The organism is Streptomyces sp. NPDC002004, from assembly GCF_053593975.1.
On record NZ_JBSFDP010000042.1, the window covers coordinates 13,183 to 34,477 of the forward strand.

The window sequence follows — 21,295 nt, forward strand, 5'->3', positions numbered from 1 at the left end:
TGAACAGTGACGTTCGCCACGCGCCATGAGCGGGCCTTGTCGGTCTGCCCATCAGCGGGCCCTTCCGGTCTGCGGTGGGCGAGCAGCTCGCGGCGCTCCCGGTAAAGCGGCAGTGGTCGTTGAAGGTCAGCCGACTGATGCCGGACCCGCCCGCCACGAGCATGGCGACGACGGCGTTGACCGCGGCCCGGTTCCGGCCGACCGTTCCCGCGACCGGAGCTGGAGCCGGCCCAGGCAAGGAGCCACGGCACACAACGACGGCGGGCTCACCACTGCGGGCGCGGCGAAGGCCGAGTGGTGGTCCGTGCAGGGGCCACATCGTCCGGTCCACCGATGCGCACCGGTGCACCTTGGATGCGGGGACGTTTGTAGCCCTGCACCGGCCGCTTGGATGCCCTCGGCGAATCAGCAGCGGGGCTCCGTCCCGGCGACCTCGCGGCCGGGACGGAGCCCCTTCGCACACCTCGGCAGCACTACGCCTGCCGGACGACGCTTTCCGCCTGCGGCCCCTTCGGCCCCTGCGTCACGTTGTACTCGACCTTGTCACCCTCGTACAGCTCCTTGAACCCGGTCGACTGGATGGCCGAGAAGTGGACGAACACGTCCGGTCCGCCGTCATCCTGCTGGATGAACCCGAATCCCTTGTCGGCGTTGAACCACTTCACTACACCTGTTGCCATCGGTCTGAGTCTCTCCTTCAACGCCGCCGCACGAGCGGCACCTGAGGCCAAGGCAGCCCGCTGCTGCCTGCTTTCACCAACTGAATACCCCTCACGGAGTGGATCTCCAAGCATCGGCGGACAGCAATTCGTCAACAGGCTCAGGGGCGCGGTTAAGGGGAGTCGCAGACCGCGGGCATCGGGCAGATGCGCCGTATCGCCGCCCTCGGTACGGCCGGCACCGCTGGATCGCCGCTCACGCCCTGTCCTGGCTGGGCGTCTGCCGCCGTCTGCACCGCCGCTACGCGCGCATGGTCGAGCGCTTTCTCGCCTTCGTCGGTCATCGCCAGCGCCCTGAATCTGCTGTTCGACCGATGGCGACCATGCCGCTCTCGACTCATGGCTGCGACAGTCGTTCGGATCGGAGGAGGTCGGCAGCAGCGCATGATGACGGCGCGGCGCCCGGAGCGCGGCGGACCGTCGGTGGCCCTTCACCGCGCCCTCGGCGCCCGGGGCGATCAGTATCGGCGACCTGCCGCTGCTTCCCGGAGGCGCTGCCGCTCGGGTTGCCTGCAGCGCGGATCGGCGCCGAGCTCCTCCTGGACGACGGTTCCGGGCTCCGTGCTCCGGGAACAGCGGGCCGGCGGCCGGCCGCGCCAACGTCATGGAAGCCGCGGCGGCTTGGCCCACCGGCTGCAAGCCGGAGCCGCCGTGCCCGCAGAAGAAGTCGCACGAAACGTCGCCCAGGGGCCGCCGGCCACCCCGTGACCCCTCGATGCTCCCCGTGCGTCGAGGGGTTCATGGTCATACCGAGACCCCTGGGTCATCGGGCGAAGGATCGACCGACGTTCGCGTTACCCGTAACCAACGAAACCCACCCACAGCTCTCCGATAGCATGTTCGAACTCACGACGATCACTCTCATCACCCGTCCCTTCACCGGAAAACCGTGCTATCCACCACAAACAGTGACCTAGTCAACTAAATAATGAATCGGCCATTTAATTGATATCCATAGCATCGCGGGTGTTTTCGCGAATAAACAGAAGAGTTGCGGTCGCCGCATGGCGTCAACCACGGGCGATACTGTGGGCCACAGCGGGCCTGACGACCCTCGGGTTCCTCATCGCACTGGAGATCGCCGCACGCCACTACGGCCTGCCGGGGCCAATCACCAACCAGGCGCGAGAGGTGATATTCGCCCCCAAATCGGGGCCGCTGCTGTACGCCAGTATGGCGTTGATGATGGTGGTGCTCACCAAGCGGCAACGGTTCATGGCGGCCGGTGCCGCGATCGGCATCGACGTCGCCTTCTTTCTGGTGCGGTGGGCGGTCGGCGCAAAGGCGACCGACGGACACCCCTTCGGCAACGGCGCGTTGTGGGTGATTTTGGCCTATGCGGTCATCGCTGTCACGCGCCGCACAGGCCAGGAACGCGTCCTGCTGCTGAAAGGTGTCGGGCTGGGTTTGCTGCTGGTGACCGGCCGCAAGACGGGCGACACCTGGCTACTCATCACGTCGAAGACCAACCCGACAGTTCTCGACCAGTACGTGGCAACCGCCGATCATGCGCTGGGAGACCCGTCGTGGCTGGTAGGCCGGATTGTCAAGGCAACCGGTCCGATCGGCACCCATGTTCTCGACCTGGTCTACATTCAGCTTGCGGTGGCTGCGGTCATCGTCACGCTCTACCAGCTGCGCAATGTGGCGGTCGAGCGCCGCTTCCCGCGCCATCACCTGGTGCGCACCTTTCTCGTCATCGGCGTGCTCGGGCCCGGCATCTACATGATCTTCCCGGTGGTCGGTCCGATCTTCGCGTACGGCACCGGCGCCTTCGGCACCGGCGGCGGGCACTGGGCGGTGGCCAACCTGTGGCCGAACACGCCGCCGACCCACGCCCCGCACCAGATGGTCTTCGACGAGCTCACCCCACGCAACTGCATGCCCAGCCTGCACACAGCGTGGGCCACCGCGATCTTCATTCATTCGCGCACGGGCCCACGAATCCTGCGATTCGCAGGCACCTTCTGGCTTGTAGCCACGCTTGGCGCAACGCTGGGCTTCGGCTACCACTACGGAGCGGACCTCGTTGCCGGCGTGGTGTTCACACTCACCATCGAGGCGGCGTTGCGCTCGCTCGAACGTGGTTGGGATCGGTCAGGAATCGAGCTGGTCGCCTACGGCACAACGGTCTTCGCCGCGCTCTTGGTGTCGTATCGCTATCTGCCGGTGCAGATGGCCGGACATCCGTGGGTGTTTGGGCCGCTTGTCATTCTGGCGATGGGCTCAGTGATCCACGGCTACATACGGACCACCACATTGTGGGAACCGAAGGCCGCACCAGCGAGGCAACCGAATCCGCAACCCGAACTGGTTTGAGTCATGTCGAGCAGGTCTCGCAGCACTGGGGACGACCGCGATCGGCACAGTCACCGCTTTCACCGGCACGGCCACCGCATCAAGGTGAAGTCGAACCGCTGACGCCCCCCCCCACGCGGAGCCCTGCTGCTCCGTGGCGCGACCCAGCCAGGTCCGCCGCGCCCACGGGCGACGCCGCGCCTACCGGCGCCGCGGACCTGGCTACGCGCCTCGCGCCTCCGATCGCCGTGGAGCGCCGTACGCCCGATCGCCGTGGAGGGCCGTACGCGCGGAGCCTTTTCGCGTCCATTTCCAGCTCCGAGCGTCACCGCATCCCGACATGGAACAGCGCCGCCACGGTGGCGGTGAACAGATCACCGATGACCGAAGGCTGACGGTGTCGAGGCCGCGGGCCTCCGCGGCCCCGCCCCTCGACCAGCAGCAACGGCGCGTTCTCCCGCTCCTCATGCCCCGGAGCCGAACCGTTCAGCGGGGTCAGCAGCGCATGCGCCCGACCCTCCCCGGCGGGGGCTTGCCCTCCCCGTAGACCGCCGCAACCGGCGAGCGTGAGGGCGAGTGCCGTAGCCCTCTACGGCACTGTCACGCCCCGCTCGCCGGTCGCCGTGGGACCGGCTGCCACGAGCTCCTGCCGCGCCGTCACCTCGCGGGCCTCGCCGCCCGCTCGCGCTGGGCGATGCCGGGCGCCGACCCTTTTCTCATGCAGAGAGCGCCGACTCCTGCCGGTACGGATCGTGAGCGCACGCGGCCGCCAGTTCGTCCAAGGACAGGTGCAGCGCGGCGGCCAGGGCTGCGACGGTGAAGAAGGCCGGCGTCGGCGCCCTGCCTGTCTCGATCTTGCGCAGCGTCTCCGCCGAGACACCTGCCGCTGCGGCCACCTCCGTCATGCTCCGGTCGCCGCGCGCCTGACGCAGCAGTGCGCCGAACCGCTCGCCGCGTTCTCGTTCCCATGGGGTCAGAGGAGTTCTCACCATGACCGTGATACTAATACCGGTATAAGTATTGGGCAGCCTCGAGGGGAGAGTCACGGCACATGGTGGAGATCAAGACCGATGAAGCGCTGGAAGCGATGCGGGAGGCCGGACGTGTGGTGGCCCAGGCGCTGGCCGCCGCCCGGAAAGCAGCCGGTACAGGGGTGACCCTGCGGGAACTCGACGAGGCAGCCCGCACCGTCCTGGCAGACGCCGGAGCCCGCTCGCCCTTCCTCGGATATCGCCCGTCCTTCGCCCCGACCCCCTTTCCCGCCGTGATCTGCGCCTCGGTCAACGACGCCGTGGTGCACGGCATCCCCACCGGCTACCGCCTGCGGGACGGTGATCTGGTGAGCATCGACTGCGGCGCCGAGCTCGACGGCTGGACCGGCGACGCCGCCATCACCTTCTCCGTCGGTACACCGCACCCCGCCGATCTCGACCTGATCGACGCCACCCAGCAGGCCCTCGACGCCGGCATCGCCGCCGCCCAGGTGGGCAACCGCATCGGCGACATCTCCCACGCCATCGACACCGTCGCCCGCAAGGCCCGCTGCGGGATGCCCGCCGACTTCGGCGGGCACGGCATCGGCCGCCGCATGCACGAGGACCCCCATGTCCCGAACCGAGGCCGCCCCGGCCGCGGCTTCCCCCTCCGCCACGGCCTGGTCCTCGCCATCGAGCCCATGCTCATGGCAGGCGGGCAGGACACCTACCGCGCCGATGCCGACGGCTGGACCCTGCGCACCACCGACGGCAGCCGGGCCGCCCACATCGAGCACACGGTCGCCATCACCGACGAGGGCCCGCGCATCCTCACCCTGCCCTGATGCCGTACCCACCCGCTGCGCGGCACGATGCGGCTGCTCAGACCCCCTGAGATGCAGCCCTACGCGTCAGCCGGCACCATGACCGCCGGTGTGACGGCCCCGGTTGTCGCCGACCACGGAGGTGCCCCGGCAGCCGCCCACCCCGCCATCGCCGACGAGGACGGTGCAATGTCCACGTCGATGTGCTGTGCCATACGGTCCAGCGCACTGTGACAGCTCGACGCGTCGGGCCCCAGGACCACGCAGTGCGCGATCCGGTCGACCGGGGTTGCGTGGGGACCGGACGTGACGTGGTTGCCGACCTGTTGGGTGAGGACGACACCGTCGAGGAGTGGCTGGCAGGCTCCGCGCGGGTCCAGGGCGAGACGGCTTATATGGCCGGTTGCGTTCGCGTAGAGGAACTGGATGGCGGCCGCTCGCTGCTGGGTCGGGGCGAGATGCGGAGTACGACCGGTGGACAGGTCGGCGGCGATGCGCGGCAGGTCGATGCCGGTGGCGCGCTTCACCAACAGCGGAACGAGGTCGGCGGCGAGGTGGGCGCTGACGTCGGTGACGCAGGGGCCCCTGGAGGTGAGCCTCATACGGACACTGACCACTCCCAGTGTGATCCCCAGTGCCCGTACAGCGCGGGTGACGACCCGGCGGAGTACGGGGTTGTGCAGCAGTGGGTCGTGTGCGAAGACGGAGTGACGTAAGGCCTGTTGTGTTGGGGGCGGCCCCAGAACGGTGCGGGTGACGGCCGTGATACGCACATCCTCGTCATCCAGAACGACCGTTTCGGCGGACACTTCTTCCCCGTCCAGATATTCCTCGACCACGGCGCTTTCATGCCGGTCGGCCGCGAGTCCTGCCACGGGTCGGGTGACCAGCTCATAGGCAGTGCGGGCCTCGTTGCGATCGTGCGCTTGTACGGCGATCGCACCCGTCCTCCGGGACGGCTTGATCAGGACCGGGCATCCGAGCAGCGCGGCGTGGGCAGCCGCCGATTCGGCATCGAGCACCTCCGCCCAGCGTGGCTGTGGCACCTTGTGCCGGGTGAGTTGCCTTCTGAGTTCCGCGAGGTCGCTGCAGGGGACCAGGGACTCCACCGAAGTGGTGGGCGTCCGGAGCAGTCCGGCGATGCGCGCCGTTGTACCAAGGTGCTCCGGCACGTAGGTGAGCGCACCGCGCAGTTCATGGCGGGTCCGGTAGCTTCTGACCGCCGCGAGGGCAGCGGCAGGGTCCGCAGGATCGGCCGCTATGTGGTGGATGAGGTACGGGCGCGCCCACGTCGGCGCCAGGGCGTCCAGGAGCACCACCGGGTGTGAGTCGGCAATCTGCTTCAGGTGGAACTCACTCCCCGCAGCGCGGGTACCGCCGGCTCCGAGAAGGCACACTGGTTCGGACATTTCTACCTCTGAGAAGTCGGTACGAGCCTGACCACCGGCATGTCGGTGACGCATCGCGCCGCTGCGGCGATACCGGAGGGCAAGTGCCCGGGGTTCCTCGTGCAGTCAGGCCGCAGGCATCGACGCCAGGGACCCGGAACGGCTCTCCGTACGTGCACCGCCCTGGGACCACCGCGGGCAGCCGCCGTGGTCGGCGTCACGGTCGTACGAACGGTCGCGCGCCCTGCCGGCGATCCGTCTGTCGAGTGGTCGGGGGAGGTAGGCGACGGCCTGTGTGGATGCACCGAACTGCTCGAGGAGACCGGAGGCGGACGCGGTCCACTCCCCTGCCGGGGCCTGCCGCTCCCCGAGCTCATTGCACTTGGCGAGGAGCTCCACCATCAGGCGATTGAGTTCGGCCGTATCTTCCTTGGTGAGGTCGCTGTCGTTCAGTTGATGCGCGCTCCGTGCGGTCGACGCGCGCATGAACACATCTCCAACCCGATGCTTGAAATACAAACGGACGACTAGTGGCCGAACGGCCACTCGGAGGAAGGGATCATCCTTGTCACCGCATGGCCCTCCAGGATCGTGCTAGGCCAGGGCATGCAGTGTCAACGATCGTTTTCAGCTACTAAATGATGGTTGAATTCACGATAGGTGCAGCACCAGGAGGTCCGGTCGGCGATCCGACCCATGACCACCTCGCTTCGGACGCCTCTCATCGGGACACCACGATGCAGTGCCGGCCGGGCAGTGACCCGAACTGCGCTGTCTGCCAGCACGATTGATCGCGCCACTTCAACGCCCTTTTTCGGCGACAAATGATCGTTGATGACCGCGACGGACGGACAGTAGGGTTTCATGAGCACAGCGAACCCGACCGCTCCGCACCCCGGGAGTACCTCCGTGGGCTCTGTCCCATCTCTGCCGATGACGCTTGAACGTCTCGAGGCGCTGTGCAGAGAACGGGGCATGGACCGATCGGAACTGCTCGACCCCGGGGCACTGGCAGCCAGGACGGCCTTGCCCGAGGACACCATCAGCGTTCTGCTGCGGGGTGGTCGGGTTCCGGCCGACACCGTGCCTTCCCGGGTCAGCGCGCGCATCAAGGCCCTGGCGGATGCCTACTTGACGCATACCGGCAAGCCGATGTCGGACCTGGCCGGCAGCATCTCCCGGCAGCTGGGGGTTTCCGCGTTCTGGGCGCGCCAGGTGTGCTCGGGCACCAAGGTGCCCAGCGTCGAACTGCTGCACGGCTTGGTGGGCTTCTTCGGGGTCGAGGGCGGCGAGGCGTTCTTCACCGCGCCGGCCTCCGAGGCTCTCAACCGCGCGCTGCTGCCCATGCTGGCCGCGCTGCAGCAGACGCCGGTCCGGCCGGACATCACGGTTCCGGCCGCCTCGCCGGCGGGCTACGGGGAAGTGGTGGCCTCACCGCGAGAACCGGACGTCGACACCCGGCTGCCGCTCGCACAGCCGGAGTCCGCCGCCGCGGATCTCCCGGCAAGGCTGAACCGCCTGTTCGAGGTCATGCACCCCAAGGACCGTGGGGCCTACACCTCCCACGAAGTCGCCGAGATCATCACCGCGCGCGGCGGCAAGATCACGGCAGCGGACATCGACCAGCTGCGCAACGGCACGGGGGACGCGCAGACCGACGGGCCGTTCGAAGCCCTTGCCGACTTCTTCGGCGTGCCGGTCGGCTACTTCGTCGACGACGAGGTAGCCGCGCAGGTCTCCGCGGATCTCAATCTGGTGGACACACTCAAATCCCAGGGCATCGGACCCCGTCAGATCGCCCTGCGGGCAGTTGCCGATTTGGACGAGGAGGCGCTTGCCTCCCTGGTCCCGGTGATCCAGCACCTTCAGCGGGCAAGCAAAAGGCAACGAATGTGAGCCGCTGCTAGCACAGTCCACGAGGATGCTCTGCAGCTGTCCGAGTGGGGTCTCGTGGCTCATGCGGGCTGCCACCGCTGCCGGTCGAGCCAGCCGCCGCGGAGGTCAGAGGGAGCACGAGGGTGATCTTTGTTCAGTGGCAGTGGGCCGTTGGCCACCCGGGGGGAGCGGGAATGAACGACAGGGAACTGCGTCGCTACTGCGCCGATCTGGTCCAGCAACTCGATCTTCCCAAGCCGTTCAACATCAACGCTCTCGTCGACCAGATCGAGGAACGCCGCGGACGGCCCATCTCGCTCCTGCCGATGCCACTCCCCGCCGACCGCGGCCTGTGCGGCATGTGGGTCGCCACCCCCGAGGTGGACTACATCATCTACCAGGCGCATGCCAGGAAGGCGCACCAAGGCCACATCGTCCTCCACGAGATCGGCCACATGCTGTGCGAGCACGAGTCCACCCCGGCGGAGCAGGAAGAGATATCCCGGCTCCTTCTGCCGAACATCGACCCGGCGCTCGTCCGCACCGTCCTCGGGCGAACCTGCTACGACCGGAGTGAGGAGAAGGCCGCCGAGCTTGTGGCCTCGTTGATCCCCCTCCAGGCCACCAACGCCGCTCCCCTGCCGACGACAAGCCTTCCGGAGAACATGGTCAACCTCGTCAGCCATCTCGAGCGCTCACTGGGACGCAGCTCCGCACAAAGGACATAGTCGAGTGTTATTCATCGTCGTCTACGGGACGCTCTCCGTGATCACGTGGAGCGCATTCGCCTTCAAACTCAAAGACCTCGTCCGCGACTGGCGCAACAAGGAGCTGCAGCTTCTGTGCCTGGCGATCAGCACGTTCGCTGCGCCCTTCTTCTTCGCTGCCCCGCCCGTCTACGTGCGCGTCGACGCCCTACTGGGCATCAAGAACATCGCCACGCTCGTCATCTACTCCAGCGTGGCCGTCTGCACGACGTCATTCCTGGCCCTCCTCGTCAGCTGGTCATCGGCCCAGTCGAAGGTCCGGCTCCGCCACCGGCTGATCCTCGGGTACGCCATCACCACGATCGCGGCGATGGCCACACTCTTCTTCCTTGGCACCGTCGACGATGCAGAACACCCCATCGACTTCGATGTCCACTATGCGCAGACTCCGTACATCGCGGAGTTCCTGCTCGTCTACCAGTGCCTTTACACCGTCAGCATGGCCGGCCTGATCCGTCTGTGCTGGCGCTACTCCACGATCGTCGACAAGCCGTGGCTGCGCCGTGGCCTGCGCACCGTCGCCGCCGCCGCCATCGCCGGCTTCGGCTACTGCCTGCCCAAGTTGGTCTCTCTCCTCTGGGGCATGGTCGGACACTCGCCTCTCGACCACGTCAACTCCGTCGTGGCCCCCATGTTCGCGAGCGTGTCGGCTGCCCTGTTCGCGATCGGCTTCACCATGCCGGCCTGGGGCGTCGCGGTCAGCAGAGCCCGGACATGGGTATCCGACTACCGCACCTTCAGACGGCGCCACCCCCTGTGGCAGGCCATAACGGATGCCTTCCCCGACGTCGTCCTCGTGGCTCCGCCGGCCTCCCGCAGAGAGCTGGCGCGCGAGCTGCACTTCTTCCTCGGCCGCCAGGTGATTGAGATCCTCGACGGCGAAATGAGGCTGCGCCCGCACTTCGACACAGAGGTACGCCGCGCGGCCCGCGAACTGGCCGAGGCTCGCGGCGCCACCAGCACAGAGGCCGACTCCGTGGCGGAGGCCGCACAGATCACGGCAGCCCTCCACATGCGCGCTTCCGGCCAGGGCACACAACTCGGACAGGAAAACGACTTCATGGACACCGCCGACGGAGACCTCCACGAGGAAGGTGCTCGCATCACCCGCGTCGCCGATGCGTTTCGGACCTCCCCCGTGATCCCCGCCGTTGTCGCGCGGCTCCAGCCATCGCGGGCGGACGCTTGACCCACACCATGACGCTGTTCGACGACACCCTCCTCACCGATCCCCACGGGGCCTTCGCCGGGCTTCGCAAAGACGGTGCGGTCCACCGCACGACGACTCCGGACGGTGAACCCGTGTGGCTCATCACCCGGTACGCCGAGGCCCGGGCAGCCCTGGCGGATTCGCGGCTCTCACTGAACAAGAAGAACGCGAAAACCAGTGGCGAGTACGTGTCGTCGATGCCCCCTGAGCTCGACTTTCACCTGCTCAACATGGATCCGCCCGACCACACCCGCCTGCGCCGCCTCGTCGCAAAGGCATTCACTCCCCGTCGCGTCGAGGACCTCCGCGTTCGCATACAGAACCTGGCCGACACACTCCTCGCCACATGTACGGGCCCGCGCATGGACCTCGTCCCCGCCCTGGCCGTCCCGCTGCCGATCGGCGTCATCTGCGAGCTGCTCGGCATTCCGGAGACAGCACGGCGCGACTTTCGGACCTGGACGGACACGCTCTTCTCGCCGGCGCCGGGAGCAGCAGCGGAGTCGCGTACGGCGATGCGGCAGATGCATCGATTCCTCAAGGACGTCATCGATGACAAGCGACACAGCCCCACCGATGACCTTCTGTCCGCCCTCGTCGAGGCGCGCGACGAGGGCGACTCACTCACCGAGCCGGAACTCCTCTCCCTCGCCTTTCTCACTCTGTTCGCCGGCTACGACAACGCTGTGCACCTCATCGGCAACACCGCGCTGAGTCTGCTGCTGCACCCCCGGCTGCTCACGGCAGTGCGGGGTGGCGCCGTCCCGATCCGGGCGGTGGTCGAGGAGACGCTGCGCTGGAACCCGCCCTTCGCACTGGCAGTGCGTCGCTTTGCCCTTGAGGACGTGACCATCGGGAACGCTGTCATCCCGGCCGGCAGCCGAGTTTGGGTCTCCATCGCCTCGGCGAACCGGGACGAGCGGGAGTTCCCGTCTCCCGAGGTGTTCGACCCGGGCCGTGCACCGGCTCACCTGGCCTTCGGCCACGGAGTGCACTACTGCCTCGGCGCACCGCTCGCACGGCTGGAAGCCGAGATCGCCATACGATCCCTCCTGAAGCGCTTCCCCGACCTTGAACTGGCCGTATCGGCCGATGAGCTGGAGTGGTGGCCGACGTTCCACAAGCGGGGACTGAGCAGCCTGCCCGTACTGACCCGGAGCGTGTCGCAGAAGGCTGCGGTCGCGGCATTTCCCTTGCAGACGTGAGGTGTTGAGAGCTGAACGGCCGTGGGTGAAGACATTCGCATCTGCGGCCGCTCCTCGCCGTGCCACCGGGTCCAATGGGCCTTCCAGGGAAGCCACGAGCGCAAGGTAGGGTCCGGTGAGGGCCGCAGCTGGTTCCTGCGGCGCAGCACATGCTGGATCGGGCGGCGCTCGCACCTGCCCGGAGGGGGGACCTGTTGTACCGCGCTGTGGTTCTGGGTGGGAGTGTGACGGTCAACGCCGCCTGGCAGCTGTCCACCACCGCTGATCTCGCTCAGCCACATGTGACCGGCCCCTACCCACGTGGCTATCGCTTCCTGCGCTGGGCCGGAGACAGGATCACGGAGGCGTCCGTGAGGGACCCGGAGGTCAACCACACCTACATGGGCGTGCTCCACATGCTGATGCATCCCCGCGCCCTCACCCACCCTCGCGTGCTCATGCGGACGGCCTGGGTCCTCCGGAACCGCTGACGGTCCCCCACGGTCGGACGAGCCCCAAGAACAAGGAGAGACGTGATCAGGTGGTCCGCGGCCCTGGACCAGGGTGGCATCAGCAATCCGTCGCTACGCCGCGACTACGACGCGCAGCGCCGGATCGTCCGGCGATTCGCGCCCGCCGAGTACCTGGCCGTGCGGATGCTGCTCCCCGCACGGCTCCATCCGCCGGTGGTCGCCGTCGTCGCCTTCATGCATGCGACGGACGAGCTGATCGACCGTGGCGACGTGGCTGCTCGGCGCGATGCACTTCAGTCCTGGGACCGTCGGGTCAGGGAAGCACTGAAGGGAAACAGCACCTCCGGCCGGCCGATGCTGCGGACCCTCGCCGACACCACGCACCGGTACCCGCAGATGGCCGAGCGCATAGAGGCCTTCCTCGACGGAGCGCCGGCCGAGGCCGAGTGGACCGGCTTCGAGAACGAACACGACTTCCAGGCATATGTGGACGGCTACTCACTGCCTGCCTTCATGCTCTCGGCCTCACTGCTCGTGTCCTCGGCATCGGCGGAGCATGAGGCCTTCCTGGGCGGGTGCCGCTCGCTCATCGAAGCCATGCAGCGCATCGACTTCCTTGCCGACCTCGCGGAGGACGCAGAGCAGGGACGGGTCGGGATTCCACGCGAGGAACTGACCCGGGCCGGCCTGGATGTGGAGACCATACGGAGCCGGCCGTCGGCATGCAGGCCCTCGGTGGAACGACTTGTTTCTGTTCAGGCGAACGCCGCCCGCACCGCCCTCGCTGCGTGCGCGGATCTGCCCCGTCTCGTCGAGCGAGAAAACCAGCCCTTCCTGCGGGCTTTGATCGCCGTGCAGGCGCTGCGACTGCACGAGGTGAAACGCAAGGGAGCCCAGCTGCTGGAACGTGGGGCTCAACCACCCGCTGTACCCGCGCTTCGGCTCCTCCTGCGGCACTACGTCGCAGCTCGGCGCGTACGGCGCACACCGTCGTAGGACTGGCGCCGTCCGTGGCGGATCAAGGCCAGCCCGTCGTCCACCGTAGGCCGGCTGCCGCGGGCTCGGCCTGGCTCCGCTGGTATCCGGTATCTCCCCACGTCCTCTTCGTGCTTGGGAGCAGTGGTGAACCCACGCGTGGGGCCGGGCCGCTGTTGCCCTGCCGGCCCCACGCGTGCGTGTGGTCAGGCGCCGTGCTGGTCGAGGAAGGTGGTGATGAGCTTCTGCCATTCCTCGGGCTGTTCCACCATGGGCAGGTGGCCGGTGGGTATCCCGACGAGCTGGGCGCCGGGGATGGTGTCGGCGAGCTGGTGGTGCAGGCGGGTGGAGGTGAACCAGTCCTGGGTGGTGGAGATGACCAGGGTGGGCGCCTGGATGCGCGCAAGGTCGTCGCGGACATCGAACCGACCGGCGAGTTCGGCGTGCTCGGGGGTGCCGTCGGCGATGCCGGCGGCGGTGAATGCGAGGGCCTGCTGGATCTGCTCGTCCGGCATGGCTTCCAGGGCGTCGGCGCCGACGGCCATCATGACCAGGAACTTGGCGAGCAGTTCACGGTCCGTCTCGGCCAGCTTGTGCCAGATGGATGTCGCGAGAGCGAGCCGGTTGTCGTGGAAGGGGAAGGTCGCGGTCAGCACGACGGCGGTGACACGCTCGGGGTGGCGGGCGGCCGCGCGGATGGCGACGGGGCCGCCGAGGGAGTAGCCGGATACCGCGAACGTGTCCATGCCCTCGGCGACGGCGGCGGCCACGAGCTGGTCGGCCAGGTCGTCCAGCGACAGCGGAGTGCTGGAGCGGGGGGTCTCGCCGCTGCCGGGGTAGTCGATGCCGACGACCTTGTGGTGGGCTGCCAGGCCCTGGAGGATCGGGCCGTAGGTGTTGTCGATGCTGCTGCCTGCACCGTGGGCGAGGGCAAGGCCCGGGCCGGAGCCCAGGACGGTGCGGGCGAAGGTGGCCTCGGGCAGAGGGCGTGCGGACATGGGGAGTTCCGATCTCTGAGGAGTGACGGGATCAGGGTGTACGGTGCTGCGACCAGCAGCGGATCTGCTCCAGAGCGGGCAGCAGGGCCCGGCCGTCGTCGGTGAGCGTGTAGGTGGCGGGCCCGGGCGGGAGCTGGTCGTGGGTGACGAGGCCGGCGTCGAGGAGTCCGCGCAGCCGGTCGGCGAGCATCTTGGTGCTGATGCGCCCGATGGCGGTGCGCAGTTCGCCGAAGCGAGCGGGGCGGGTGGCCAGGGTGTGGAGGATGATGCCGTTCCACTTCCGGCCGAGGACCTCGAACGCGGTGGTGAGGTCCGTATCGGCCGTCAGCGGCGCGAGGGTGGGCCAGGGCGCCATCGGTTCGTCGGTCCGTTCGTTCCTGGTGGTGCGGCATGCGGGAGATGGGCCGCAGCCGGCCGGGGGATTGCCGGCTGCGGCCCCGGGGCCGCCTCGCCCGTGTGAGCAGCACGAGGCGGCGGTGTCGGGTGTCAGGGCAGCAGGACGGCCTTGCCGTGGTTGCGGCGGGCTTCCAGGTCGGTGTGGGCCTGCACCGCCTCCGCCAGTGGGTAGGTGCGCCAGATCGGCACGGTGACCTTGCCGTCGGCGGCCAGCTGCACCAGCTCCCGCAGGGACTCTCCGGGCTGGTCGGCGCTGCCGGCGCTGAAGCGGACGCCGTGGTGCGCGGCGGACATGTCGGCGATGGTGATCACGTGCGCACTGTCACCGCTCAGGGCCACGGAGTCGGCGAGCACTCCGGCGCCGGAGGCGTCGAGGACGAAGTCGACTCCCCTGGGAGCCGTGGCCTTCACCCGCTCCGCCCAGCCGTCGCCGTAGCGGACAGCGGTGGCTCCGAGCGCGGTGACGCGCTCGATGTCGTGCTCGCCGACGGTTCCGATGACGGTGATGCCGCGGGCTGCGGCGAGCTGCACCGCGATGACGCCGACGCTGCCGGCGGCGCCGTGGATGAGCAGGGTCTGGCCCGCCTGCACCCCCAGCTGCTCAAGGACACGGATCGCGGTCCGGCCGACCGTGACCAGTGATGCGGCGGCCTCCCAGGACAGTGCCTCGGGTTTGGCCACCGGCTGGTCGAGCAGGGCGTACTCGCTGTAGCTGCCGCCGGCGGTGGCACCGAGGACCTCGTCCCCCACGGCGGCATCGGCTCCCTCGCCGACGGCGTCGACGACACCGGCCGCGTCCAGGCCGGGTGTCACCGGAAAGCGGGCCGGGAAGGAGCCGGCCAGCAGGCCGGATCGGATCTTCATGTCGAGAGGGTTCACGGAGGCCGCCCGCACCCGGATCCGGACTTGGCCGGGGCCCGGCTCCGGCGCGGTGACCTCCGACAGCCGCAGCACCTCGGGGGCGCCGTACTCGGAGAATGTGATCGCTTTGGACATCAGGAACTTCCAGGTAGGCAGGTGGGGAAGGAAACCGCACGCGTCTCTGACTCACCGTGCGGTCCCCTGGGGCGTGGTCGCCGCTCAGGCGGTGAGGGTGGGGTAGTCGGTGTAGCCGCGGTGGTCGCCGCCGTAAAAGGTGGTCTGGTCCGGGGTGTTGAACGGACCGCCGACGGCGAGGCGCCTGGGCAGGTCGGGGTTGGCCAGGAACAGCGCCCCGTATGCCACCATGTCCGCGCTGCCGTCCTCGACCAGCTTCAGCGCGTCGGGGCCGGTGGCATCGGGGTAGGTGAACGGGTTGAGGACGAACGTGCCGCGCCATGCCGTGCGCAGACGCACCGTCAGGTCGCGGTCCGGGCCCTCCATCAGGTGCAGATAGGCCAGGTCCAGGCCGGCGATCCGGTCCAGCAGAGCGAGGTAGACATCGCCCGGGCTGTCCTCGGAAATGTCGTTGTACGGGTTTCCGGGCGAGATCCGCAGGCCCACACGGTGGCTGCCGATCGCCTCGGCCACTGCCGTGACGACCTCGACGGCGAACTGGATCCGGCCCTCGGTGTCGCCGCCCCAGGCATCGGTGCGCCGGTTGGTGTTGGGGGCGAGGAACTGGTGGATCAGGTAGCCGTTGGCGCCGTGGATCTCCACTCCGTCGAACCCGGCTTCGATGGCGTTGCGTGCCGCCGCGGCGAAGTCGTCGATCGTCTGCCGGATCTCCGCATCGCCCAGCTCCCTCGGCGTCACGTACTCCTTCGGCCCCTCGTGGGTGAAGACCTGCCCCTTGGCGGCGACCGCCGACGGGCCCACCGGAACGAGGCCGTCGGGCAGCAGGCTGGGGTGTCCGATCCGTCCGGTGTGCATCAGCTGCGCGAAGATCGCACCGCCCTCGCGGTGCACGGCGTCGGTCACCGTCCGCCATGCCTGCACCTGTCCCTGGGTGTGCAGGCCGGGGGTGTCGGGGTAGCCCTGGCCGACGGGCGAGGGCTGGATGCCCTCCGTGACGATCAGCCCGGCGGCGGCGCGCTGCGCGTAGTACGTCGCCATGAGCTCCGTCGGCTCGGCACCGGGCCCGAAGGCACGGCTGCGCGTCATCGGCGCCATCGCGACGCGGTTGGCCAGGGGCCTGCCACCCAGGACGATCGGATCAAAAGCAGTGGTCATGGTCTCTTCCTCGGGATGAGTGACGTTCTGTGGTTCAGGCACGCCGCTGTCCGCGACAGCAGATGCCTGTCCGAACAAGTAAATCACCTGTCCGAACAGGTAACGCACACGGATCCATTCCCAGGATCAAATGTGAAGCAGATGACACTCCCCTACCTGCACATATGTGCCGCGAGACCCCGGGCTGACCTGCGGGGACGCGAACCGGACGGGTAGAGTTAAACTGTCTGAGCAGGAAAGTGAGGAAGAGATGACCCAGTCCACGCCGGAAGCCGGGAACAGTCCCGTGGAGATCGGGCAGGAAGCCACCGTCCCGATGCCCGCCGCGGCCGGTGGCGGGCCGGTCAGTCACGCGATCTTCCGCCTGGCCCGCCTCCACCGCATGTTCGCGGGACAGCTGCTGCGCCGCATCGGCCTGCACCCGGGTCAGGAGCTGGTCATGATGCACCTGTGGGAACTCGGCCCCCAGCGGCAGGCCGACCTGGTGCGACTGATGGACTCCGACGCCGCCACCATGACCCGCACCGTCCGGCGCCTGGAGCAAGCCGGCTTCGTCCGCCGCCGGCCCTCGCCCACCGACAAGCGCGCCTCGCTCATCGAGCCCACAGCCGCCAGCCACGCCCTGCGCCGCGAGGTCGAGCAGGTCTGGAGTCAGCTCGAAGAGATCTCGACGACAGGCCTCTCGGACGACGAACGCACCGCAGCTCTACGCACCCTGGAACGCCTGGAGCAGAATCTCGTCCGAGCCGCCGCCGATCCCGCAGACGCCGGAACGGAGCGTTAGCGCCCGACGGCCACAAAAGGGCAACTCCCAGCGAGGACTGACGGACCGTTGGCGATCAGCCGTTGGTGCGGGTCTGCCGGCCCCTCAGCCGGGACCCGGATTCAATCACCCCGGCCTACGGTTGCCTGGCTCAGTCGACGTCGACGTTGTCCATGAGCGCGAGACGGCGGGAGAGGACTCGGAGGCAGGCGTCGACCTCGATGTCGGTGAGATCACCGCCGGCCTGGCGCAGCACCGCGCGCTCGCGGTCGATCACCGCGGCGATGGCGGTCCGGCCCCGTTCGGTCAGCCGGATGAGGGATGACCTCAGCTCTTCGGACGCCAGGCCACGCTGTGCCTCATCCACGCCACCTTCGCCGGGGGCCCGCACCGCACCCTCGACGACCTGGACCCCGGGGTTGTCGGCCGCCTGCGCCGGTCCACCCGGCGCCGACGCCACCAGGCCCGCGCCCACCACAGCCACTACCGCCGCCGGACAGCCCTCCGCCATGAAGATCACGATCTCAGGCCGGAGCGCCCCATTCGCTTCTCCCCCGCGCGAGGGAGCCGGATGGTCCGCGCGTCGGATGTGACCCGTACAGGTGCGGAGGAATCTTGAGTGTGAGCAATGCGGAAGCGGAGGTCACAGTGGCTGTTCCCACAAAATCGCAGAGGCCTACCGGCTCCAGCCCGGCGTTGGAGGACGCAGGGTGGCGGGCGTGGTCGCGGCGCTGGCCCATGTGGGCACCGTATGCCGCCGCGGTGTGGGGCGTGTTGTTCGCCGCGGTCGAGGTCACCTGGGCCACCTCGGGTGCCACTGTGCCCTGGTCGCCGGACGTCGCGTACGCGCCGGCGGTCCAGCTGTTCCTGGCCGCCCTCGCCGTGCCGACCGCTGGAGCCTGTCTCGCCGGCACCCGGACCCTCGCCAGGCGTGGCCAAGTGATGGTGGCTGCGGCGCTGATCCTGGCGATTCCGGTCTTCACGATGGGGATGGCCAGCCTGCCGGCGTACTTCGTGACGCTGGTGGCGCTCTCCGGGGTGGAGAGCGCCACCGGCCTGGCACACGACCTGTTGAGTGCGGCGGGAGCTGCGCTGCTGATCCTCGTCGCACTGTCGTACCGTCGGCGACTGCGCGGCAGGTGCCCGCGGTGCGGACAGAACCACGCGGGGGGCTTTGACGGTCCGCTCGCCCACCCCGTCCCTTCCGTCGCGTCGAAGCGAACCCGGGTCGTGGTGTACCTGTTCATGTGCGGGCTCCTGCCGTGGGCAGGGGTCAAGACCGTCTGGACTCTGGGTGGCGATGCGCTCGGCGTGACAGCGCAACGGTGGCGGGAGATGAACGGGGGCTCGTCGGGATTCGCGAAGGCCCTCGCATCGGTGGGCATCGATGTCACCGTGCTGGCCGCGGCGGCCGGGATCTTCCTGCTGCTGGGCCTGCTGTACCCGTGGGGACAGGTGTTCCCGCGCTGGACTCTGGTCCTCGCGGGGCGGCGAGTTCCGCGCCTACTGCCCTTGCTGCCGGCCTGGTTGAGCGCCGTGGGCCTGTCGGTGTACGGAGTCGTCCTGCTGGTCTACGCCCCGCTCACGGCCACCGGAGTGCTGCCCAGGATGGAACCGTCGGGCGCTTTCGCCACCGGCTCCGGGATTACCTGGATGGTCATGTTCGGCGGTCTGGCCTTCGGCGGCCTGGGCTTCGGTCTCATCGCGGCCGCCCGTTCCTACTCCGCCCGGACCCGCCCCATCTGCGCCAGTGCCGCCACCCGGGTACCGGCGGCGTAGTGGTGGGCATGCACGGACGTCGAGTCGACCGAGACGTCCCAGCCGATGTCGCCGGCCGCGTCCGCCTCGGCCCGGACCCGCTGGAGGGTCATCTCACCTGTCGTCCGCCGACCAGCGGCTATGCCGCTCGTGCACCGTCTTCCACGGTCCGTACCGTTCCGGCAGATCACGCCACTGCACGCCCGCGCGCATCCGGTACAACACCCCGTTCACGACCTGGCGGTGACCGCCGAAGACCACACGTCGACCCGCACATCAGGACCTCCACCGGCCGGCGAACTTGCCAAGTTGGAAAGCTCAAGCCATACTTTCCAACATGGAAAGTATGGCGGAGTTGCCCACTCCCGAAGAAGCTGCTGCTGCCCTGGCCGAGGCGGAGACCTCGCGGGCACAGTTGGCCGGCGGCTTCGTACTGCCGTCCTTCTTCTACAGTTCGATCGGCGTAACTGTGGCGATCCAGATCGCCACGGCCGCCGTTGAGGTCGCCTTCGATACAGGCTGGACCCGATTGCTGTCGATCGCCGGAGCCGCGATGTTCGCCCTGACGGCGGGCATCCAGCTGTTTCGGTTCCGGCGGCTCAACGGGGTGCGGATCGGGGGACTCACGAGCCGCCTCGTGCTCGGAACGGGGTGGGCTGCAGCGACCTCGTACGCGCTGGCTCTGGGCGCCGCGTTCTGGGCTGCCCTCGCCGGGCTGTGGTGGCTGGTGGCTGTCTGCGCGTGTGCTGGGGGCCTGGCCTACACGTTGAGCGGCCGACGTTGGTTGCGCGTCTACAGAGGAGACCCGGCGGCTCACGCTCGTGCCGAGTCGGCCGGGTGGCTGGTGGTCATCCCGGCCCTTGCGCTGGCCGCGCTGGCGCTGCTGGTGTTGGTCGGCCGCTGATGCCTGAGCTGGATGCCAACCTGCACGCACCGGCCCGGCTGAGGCTGATGACCATGCTGACCGCTGTGTCCGAAGCAGAGTTCTCGACCATTCGGGACAGTCTCGAGGTCAGCGACTCGGTGCTCTCCAAACACGTGAGCGCCCTCGCGTCGCTCGGCTACGTCAGGAGCCGCAAAGGAGTTCACGGCGGTCGCCGAACCACGTGGATCTCGCTGACTGCGCCGGGCCGGGCCGCCCTGAGCACCCACATTGCCGCACTGCGAGAGGTCATCGCCGGGGAGCATGCTGATCCGGATCGCCGGACTGATCTTCAAGAGGCAGCGGATCCGATGAGGAACCGGCTACGTGAGCTGCGGGCCGCGCGGCGCTGGAGCCAGGCGGACCTGGCCGACCGCCTCGACGTGTCCAGACAGGCGGTCGACGCCATCGAAACGGGCCGCTTCGACCCGAGCCTGCCCCTGGCGTTCAAGATCGCCGCCGTGTTCGAGAGCCGGATCGAGGACCTGTTCTTCCCCCCCGAAGACACCGGCGCCGAGGCCTGATCGTCCGGGCCGGCCCACAGCTGCTCTGCACCTTCCACCGACCCGCGGCGTGTACCGCGTCCGCTCCTCATCCGGCATGACCCACTGGAGGTTTGCCACGAGAGCTCAAGGACCCGTCCCCACGCCCAGGCCACGGCGGCTTGCAGATGATCGATTCCCATGGGTCAGCGGTCACCACGGCTCACGAACCGCCTCCACCGCCTCGCGGACATCCGGGTGCGGGTCGTCTGCGAGACCGTCCAGCAGTTCAGCGACCCCGGGGGTGGACCAGCGGCCGACCGCCCACACCAGATCCTCCCGCACACCGGGATGGGGATGGACAGCAAGCTGCGTCAGCTGGGCGAGCGGGCCACGTCGACGCATACCGAACCAGTGCAGGGCCTCGCGCAGCACGGTCGGGTCTCCGGGGTCGCCGGCCTCCGTGAGCCTGGCGAGCAGCACCCTGGTCGGGGGCGCCGGACCGTCCAGCGGATGCGGCAACCGTTCTCGCAGGCGCCGCGCCCCGTACTCTCCGCGCACCCGGCATCCGGCACAGGTGCAGGGGCGGACGCCGTGCGCGTCCGGCCGGTACCGCCAGCCCACAACCTGTGGCGCGGCGCGGATCCGGTGCACTTCACGCGACCTGATCGCCCGGGGTACGAACACCTCCCACCCACGCGGGTCGTCCAGCGCGGCAATCCGCTGCACCGCCTCAGCCGCGGAGACGACCGCCTGGGCGTTCCGCGTCCGGTCCATGTAGCGCCCGACCAGCACCTGCTGGTCGTCGTCCAGTCGCACGTGGACGGCCACAAGCCCTCCCCGCCTGCCGAAACGGGCCAGTTCGCGCAGCCATTGATGGGTGAGGGTGTACGACGGCAGCACCGGGAAGCAGTACACCCCGCGCATGCCGCCCTGGCCATGGCTCACTGCGCGGATCCCCGTCCGTCGGATGCGCGGCGCGCTCGCCGCCGACGTCAGGTGCACGAACATTGCCATGCCTGGCATGTTAGACGGCCGGCCCTCACCGGCCGCGCGTCCATGGGAGCAGGCCCATGGGTGACGACGTGCCTCAGACACCCACCGGGCCGCGGCCTCACTCCGGCCGGCGAACCGTCAC

Annotated in this window: 23 protein-coding genes and 1 pseudogene; 12 read left to right on the top strand and 12 right to left on the bottom strand. The window is 68.7% G+C overall.

The genetic code is table 11. The annotated features are described in order from the left end of the window. Nucleotides 1–473 precede the first annotated feature (473 nt). Nucleotides 474–680 (bottom strand): cold-shock protein, encoded by a 207-nt coding sequence (locus ACWCP6_RS33350; protein ID WP_450936360.1) that lies wholly within the window; start codon nt 678–680, stop codon nt 474–476. A gap of 1,005 nt (nt 681–1,685) precedes the next feature. Here ACWCP6_RS33350 and ACWCP6_RS33355 point away from each other — a divergent pair. After that, the gene (locus ACWCP6_RS33355) at nt 1,686–3,038 is read left to right on the top strand and encodes a phosphatase PAP2 family protein (RefSeq protein ID WP_450936361.1); all 1,353 of its coding nucleotides are present in this window, start codon (nt 1,686–1,688) and stop codon (nt 3,036–3,038) included. Nucleotides 3,039–3,733: 695 nt separating this feature from the next. Here ACWCP6_RS33355 and ACWCP6_RS33360 read toward each other — a convergent pair. Next, nucleotides 3,734–4,009, bottom strand: a complete 276-nt coding sequence (locus ACWCP6_RS33360; RefSeq protein ID WP_450936362.1) for a helix-turn-helix domain-containing protein — start codon at nt 4,007–4,009, stop codon at nt 3,734–3,736. A gap of 59 nt (nt 4,010–4,068) precedes the next feature. Here ACWCP6_RS33360 and map point away from each other — a divergent pair, with 59 nt between their 5' ends. Further along, entirely contained in the window at nt 4,069–4,836 is a 768-nt protein-coding gene (gene map / locus ACWCP6_RS33365) for a type I methionyl aminopeptidase (protein ID WP_450936363.1), read from the top strand. A gap of 59 nt (nt 4,837–4,895) precedes the next feature. Here map and ACWCP6_RS33370 read toward each other — a convergent pair whose 3' ends face one another. From ACWCP6_RS33370 to ACWCP6_RS33380, 3 genes are all read right to left on the bottom strand, one after another. After that, nucleotides 4,896–6,224: an ATP-grasp domain-containing protein gene (locus tag ACWCP6_RS33370; RefSeq protein ID WP_450936364.1), complete on the bottom strand. Its 1,329-nt coding sequence runs from the start codon at nt 6,222–6,224 to the stop codon at nt 4,896–4,898. 105 nt (nt 6,225–6,329) lie between these two features. Continuing rightward, nucleotides 6,330–6,689, bottom strand: coding sequence for a hypothetical protein (locus tag ACWCP6_RS33375; protein WP_450936365.1), 360 nt, complete (start codon nt 6,687–6,689; stop codon nt 6,330–6,332). 128 nt (nt 6,690–6,817) lie between these two features. Continuing rightward, nucleotides 6,818–7,069 (bottom strand): hypothetical protein, encoded by a 252-nt coding sequence (locus ACWCP6_RS33380; protein ID WP_450936366.1) that lies wholly within the window; start codon nt 7,067–7,069, stop codon nt 6,818–6,820. Between the two features lie 67 nt (nt 7,070–7,136). Between ACWCP6_RS33380 and ACWCP6_RS33385 the strand changes: the two genes are divergently transcribed. The 6 genes from ACWCP6_RS33385 to ACWCP6_RS33410 all read left to right on the top strand — a co-directional run bounded on the left by ACWCP6_RS33385 (nt 7,137) and on the right by ACWCP6_RS33410 (nt 12,708). Beyond that, a complete protein-coding gene (locus ACWCP6_RS33385) occupies nt 7,137–8,099 on the top strand; it encodes a hypothetical protein (RefSeq protein WP_450936367.1) in 963 nt (320 codons plus the stop codon). Between the two features lie 173 nt (nt 8,100–8,272). Further along, a complete protein-coding gene (locus tag ACWCP6_RS33390; RefSeq protein WP_450936368.1) occupies nt 8,273–8,806 on the top strand; it encodes a hypothetical protein in 534 nt (177 codons plus the stop codon). A 4-nt stretch (nt 8,807–8,810) separates the two neighbouring features. Continuing rightward, a complete protein-coding gene (locus ACWCP6_RS33395; protein ID WP_450936369.1) occupies nt 8,811–10,034 on the top strand; it encodes an MAB_1171c family putative transporter in 1,224 nt (407 codons plus the stop codon). Next, nucleotides 10,031–11,260 (top strand): cytochrome P450 family protein, encoded by a 1,230-nt coding sequence (locus tag ACWCP6_RS33400; protein WP_450936370.1) that lies wholly within the window; start codon nt 10,031–10,033, stop codon nt 11,258–11,260. Before ACWCP6_RS33395 ends, ACWCP6_RS33400 begins: the two co-directional genes overlap by 4 nt. A 224-nt stretch (nt 11,261–11,484) precedes the next feature. Further along, nucleotides 11,485–11,730, top strand: coding sequence for a hypothetical protein (locus ACWCP6_RS33405; protein WP_450936371.1), 246 nt, complete (start codon nt 11,485–11,487; stop codon nt 11,728–11,730). Between the two features lie 42 nt (nt 11,731–11,772). Continuing rightward, nucleotides 11,773–12,708 carry a phytoene/squalene synthase family protein gene (locus ACWCP6_RS33410; RefSeq protein WP_450936372.1) on the top strand — a complete coding sequence of 312 codons (936 nt, stop codon included), beginning with the start codon at nt 11,773–11,775 and terminating at the stop codon, nt 12,706–12,708. A 185-nt stretch (nt 12,709–12,893) separates the two neighbouring features. Here the strand turns inward: ACWCP6_RS33410 and ACWCP6_RS33415 are convergent, their stop codons facing one another. The 4 genes from ACWCP6_RS33415 to ACWCP6_RS33430 all read right to left on the bottom strand — a co-directional run bounded on the left by ACWCP6_RS33415 (nt 12,894) and on the right by ACWCP6_RS33430 (nt 16,232). Beyond that, the gene (locus ACWCP6_RS33415) at nt 12,894–13,685 is read right to left on the bottom strand and encodes an alpha/beta fold hydrolase (protein WP_450936373.1); all 792 of its coding nucleotides are present in this window, start codon (nt 13,683–13,685) and stop codon (nt 12,894–12,896) included. A gap of 31 nt (nt 13,686–13,716) precedes the next feature. After that, nucleotides 13,717–14,040, bottom strand: a complete 324-nt coding sequence (locus ACWCP6_RS33420) for a winged helix-turn-helix transcriptional regulator (RefSeq protein ID WP_450936374.1) — start codon at nt 14,038–14,040, stop codon at nt 13,717–13,719. Nucleotides 14,041–14,171: 131 nt separating this feature from the next. Beyond that, nucleotides 14,172–15,077 (bottom strand): NADP-dependent oxidoreductase, encoded by a 906-nt coding sequence (locus ACWCP6_RS33425; protein ID WP_450936375.1) that lies wholly within the window; start codon nt 15,075–15,077, stop codon nt 14,172–14,174. Between the two features lie 84 nt (nt 15,078–15,161). After that, nucleotides 15,162–16,232 carry an alkene reductase gene (locus ACWCP6_RS33430; RefSeq protein WP_450936376.1) on the bottom strand — a complete coding sequence of 357 codons (1,071 nt, stop codon included), beginning with the start codon at nt 16,230–16,232 and terminating at the stop codon, nt 15,162–15,164. A gap of 250 nt (nt 16,233–16,482) precedes the next feature. On the opposite strand from ACWCP6_RS33430, the gene ACWCP6_RS33435 reads away from it, so the two are divergent. Then, nucleotides 16,483–17,016 (top strand): MarR family winged helix-turn-helix transcriptional regulator, encoded by a 534-nt coding sequence (locus tag ACWCP6_RS33435; RefSeq protein WP_450936377.1) that lies wholly within the window; start codon nt 16,483–16,485, stop codon nt 17,014–17,016. Nucleotides 17,017–17,146: 130 nt separating this feature from the next. Here the strand turns inward: ACWCP6_RS33435 and ACWCP6_RS33440 are convergent, their stop codons facing one another. Continuing rightward, a complete protein-coding gene (locus tag ACWCP6_RS33440; protein WP_450936378.1) occupies nt 17,147–17,506 on the bottom strand; it encodes a hypothetical protein in 360 nt (119 codons plus the stop codon). A gap of 260 nt (nt 17,507–17,766) precedes the next feature. Between ACWCP6_RS33440 and ACWCP6_RS33445 the strand changes: the two genes are divergently transcribed. Further along, nucleotides 17,767–18,774, top strand: a complete 1,008-nt coding sequence (locus ACWCP6_RS33445) for a hypothetical protein (protein ID WP_450936379.1) — start codon at nt 17,767–17,769, stop codon at nt 18,772–18,774. On the opposite strand, the pseudogene ACWCP6_RS33450 reads toward ACWCP6_RS33445, so the two are convergent. Beyond that, a pseudogene (locus ACWCP6_RS33450) lies at nt 18,756–18,999 on the bottom strand (transposase); the annotation flags it as partial. The gene ACWCP6_RS33445 and the pseudogene ACWCP6_RS33450 overlap by 19 nt on opposite strands. A 100-nt stretch (nt 19,000–19,099) precedes the next feature. Between ACWCP6_RS33450 and ACWCP6_RS33455 the strand changes: the two are divergent. Together ACWCP6_RS33455 and ACWCP6_RS33460 are read left to right on the top strand one after the other, a co-directional pair. Beyond that, a complete protein-coding gene (locus ACWCP6_RS33455; protein ID WP_450936380.1) occupies nt 19,100–19,657 on the top strand; it encodes a hypothetical protein in 558 nt (185 codons plus the stop codon). Next, entirely contained in the window at nt 19,657–20,199 is a 543-nt protein-coding gene (locus ACWCP6_RS33460) for a transcriptional regulator (RefSeq protein ID WP_450936381.1), read from the top strand. Before ACWCP6_RS33455 ends, ACWCP6_RS33460 begins: the two co-directional genes overlap by 1 nt. Before the next feature lie 171 nt (nt 20,200–20,370). On the opposite strand, the gene ACWCP6_RS33465 is transcribed toward ACWCP6_RS33460, so the two are convergent. Beyond that, entirely contained in the window at nt 20,371–21,174 is an 804-nt protein-coding gene (locus tag ACWCP6_RS33465; protein ID WP_450936382.1) for a HEAT repeat domain-containing protein, read from the bottom strand. Between the last annotated feature and the right edge of the window lie 121 nt (nt 21,175–21,295).

Excerpts from the sequence above, each read along its gene's own strand:
- ACWCP6_RS33350 (WP_450936360.1), bottom strand. The coding sequence starts at position 680 with ATGGCAACAGGTGTAGTGAAGTGGTTCAACGCCGACAAGGGATTCGGG.
- ACWCP6_RS33360 (WP_450936362.1), bottom strand. The coding sequence starts at position 4,009 with ATGGTGAGAACTCCTCTGACCCCATGGGAACGAGAACGCGGCGAGCGG.
- map (WP_450936363.1), top strand. The coding sequence starts at position 4,069 with ATGGTGGAGATCAAGACCGATGAAGCGCTGGAAGCGATGCGGGAGGCC.
- ACWCP6_RS33370 (WP_450936364.1), bottom strand. The coding sequence starts at position 6,224 with ATGTCCGAACCAGTGTGCCTTCTCGGAGCCGGCGGTACCCGCGCTGCG.
- ACWCP6_RS33375 (WP_450936365.1), bottom strand. The coding sequence starts at position 6,689 with ATGCGCGCGTCGACCGCACGGAGCGCGCATCAACTGAACGACAGCGAC.
- ACWCP6_RS33380 (WP_450936366.1), bottom strand. The coding sequence starts at position 7,069 with ATGAAACCCTACTGTCCGTCCGTCGCGGTCATCAACGATCATTTGTCG.
- ACWCP6_RS33385 (WP_450936367.1), top strand. The coding sequence starts at position 7,137 with ATGACGCTTGAACGTCTCGAGGCGCTGTGCAGAGAACGGGGCATGGAC.
- ACWCP6_RS33390 (WP_450936368.1), top strand. The coding sequence starts at position 8,273 with ATGAACGACAGGGAACTGCGTCGCTACTGCGCCGATCTGGTCCAGCAA.
- ACWCP6_RS33415 (WP_450936373.1), bottom strand. The coding sequence starts at position 13,685 with ATGTCCGCACGCCCTCTGCCCGAGGCCACCTTCGCCCGCACCGTCCTG.
- ACWCP6_RS33420 (WP_450936374.1), bottom strand. The coding sequence starts at position 14,040 with ATGGCGCCCTGGCCCACCCTCGCGCCGCTGACGGCCGATACGGACCTC.
- ACWCP6_RS33425 (WP_450936375.1), bottom strand. The coding sequence starts at position 15,077 with ATGTCCAAAGCGATCACATTCTCCGAGTACGGCGCCCCCGAGGTGCTG.
- ACWCP6_RS33430 (WP_450936376.1), bottom strand. The coding sequence starts at position 16,232 with ATGACCACTGCTTTTGATCCGATCGTCCTGGGTGGCAGGCCCCTGGCC.
- ACWCP6_RS33435 (WP_450936377.1), top strand. The coding sequence starts at position 16,483 with ATGACCCAGTCCACGCCGGAAGCCGGGAACAGTCCCGTGGAGATCGGG.
- ACWCP6_RS33440 (WP_450936378.1), bottom strand. The coding sequence starts at position 17,506 with ATGGCGGAGGGCTGTCCGGCGGCGGTAGTGGCTGTGGTGGGCGCGGGC.
- ACWCP6_RS33455 (WP_450936380.1), top strand. The coding sequence starts at position 19,100 with ATGGCGGAGTTGCCCACTCCCGAAGAAGCTGCTGCTGCCCTGGCCGAG.
- ACWCP6_RS33460 (WP_450936381.1), top strand. The coding sequence starts at position 19,657 with ATGCCTGAGCTGGATGCCAACCTGCACGCACCGGCCCGGCTGAGGCTG.
- ACWCP6_RS33465 (WP_450936382.1), bottom strand. The coding sequence starts at position 21,174 with ATGGCAATGTTCGTGCACCTGACGTCGGCGGCGAGCGCGCCGCGCATC.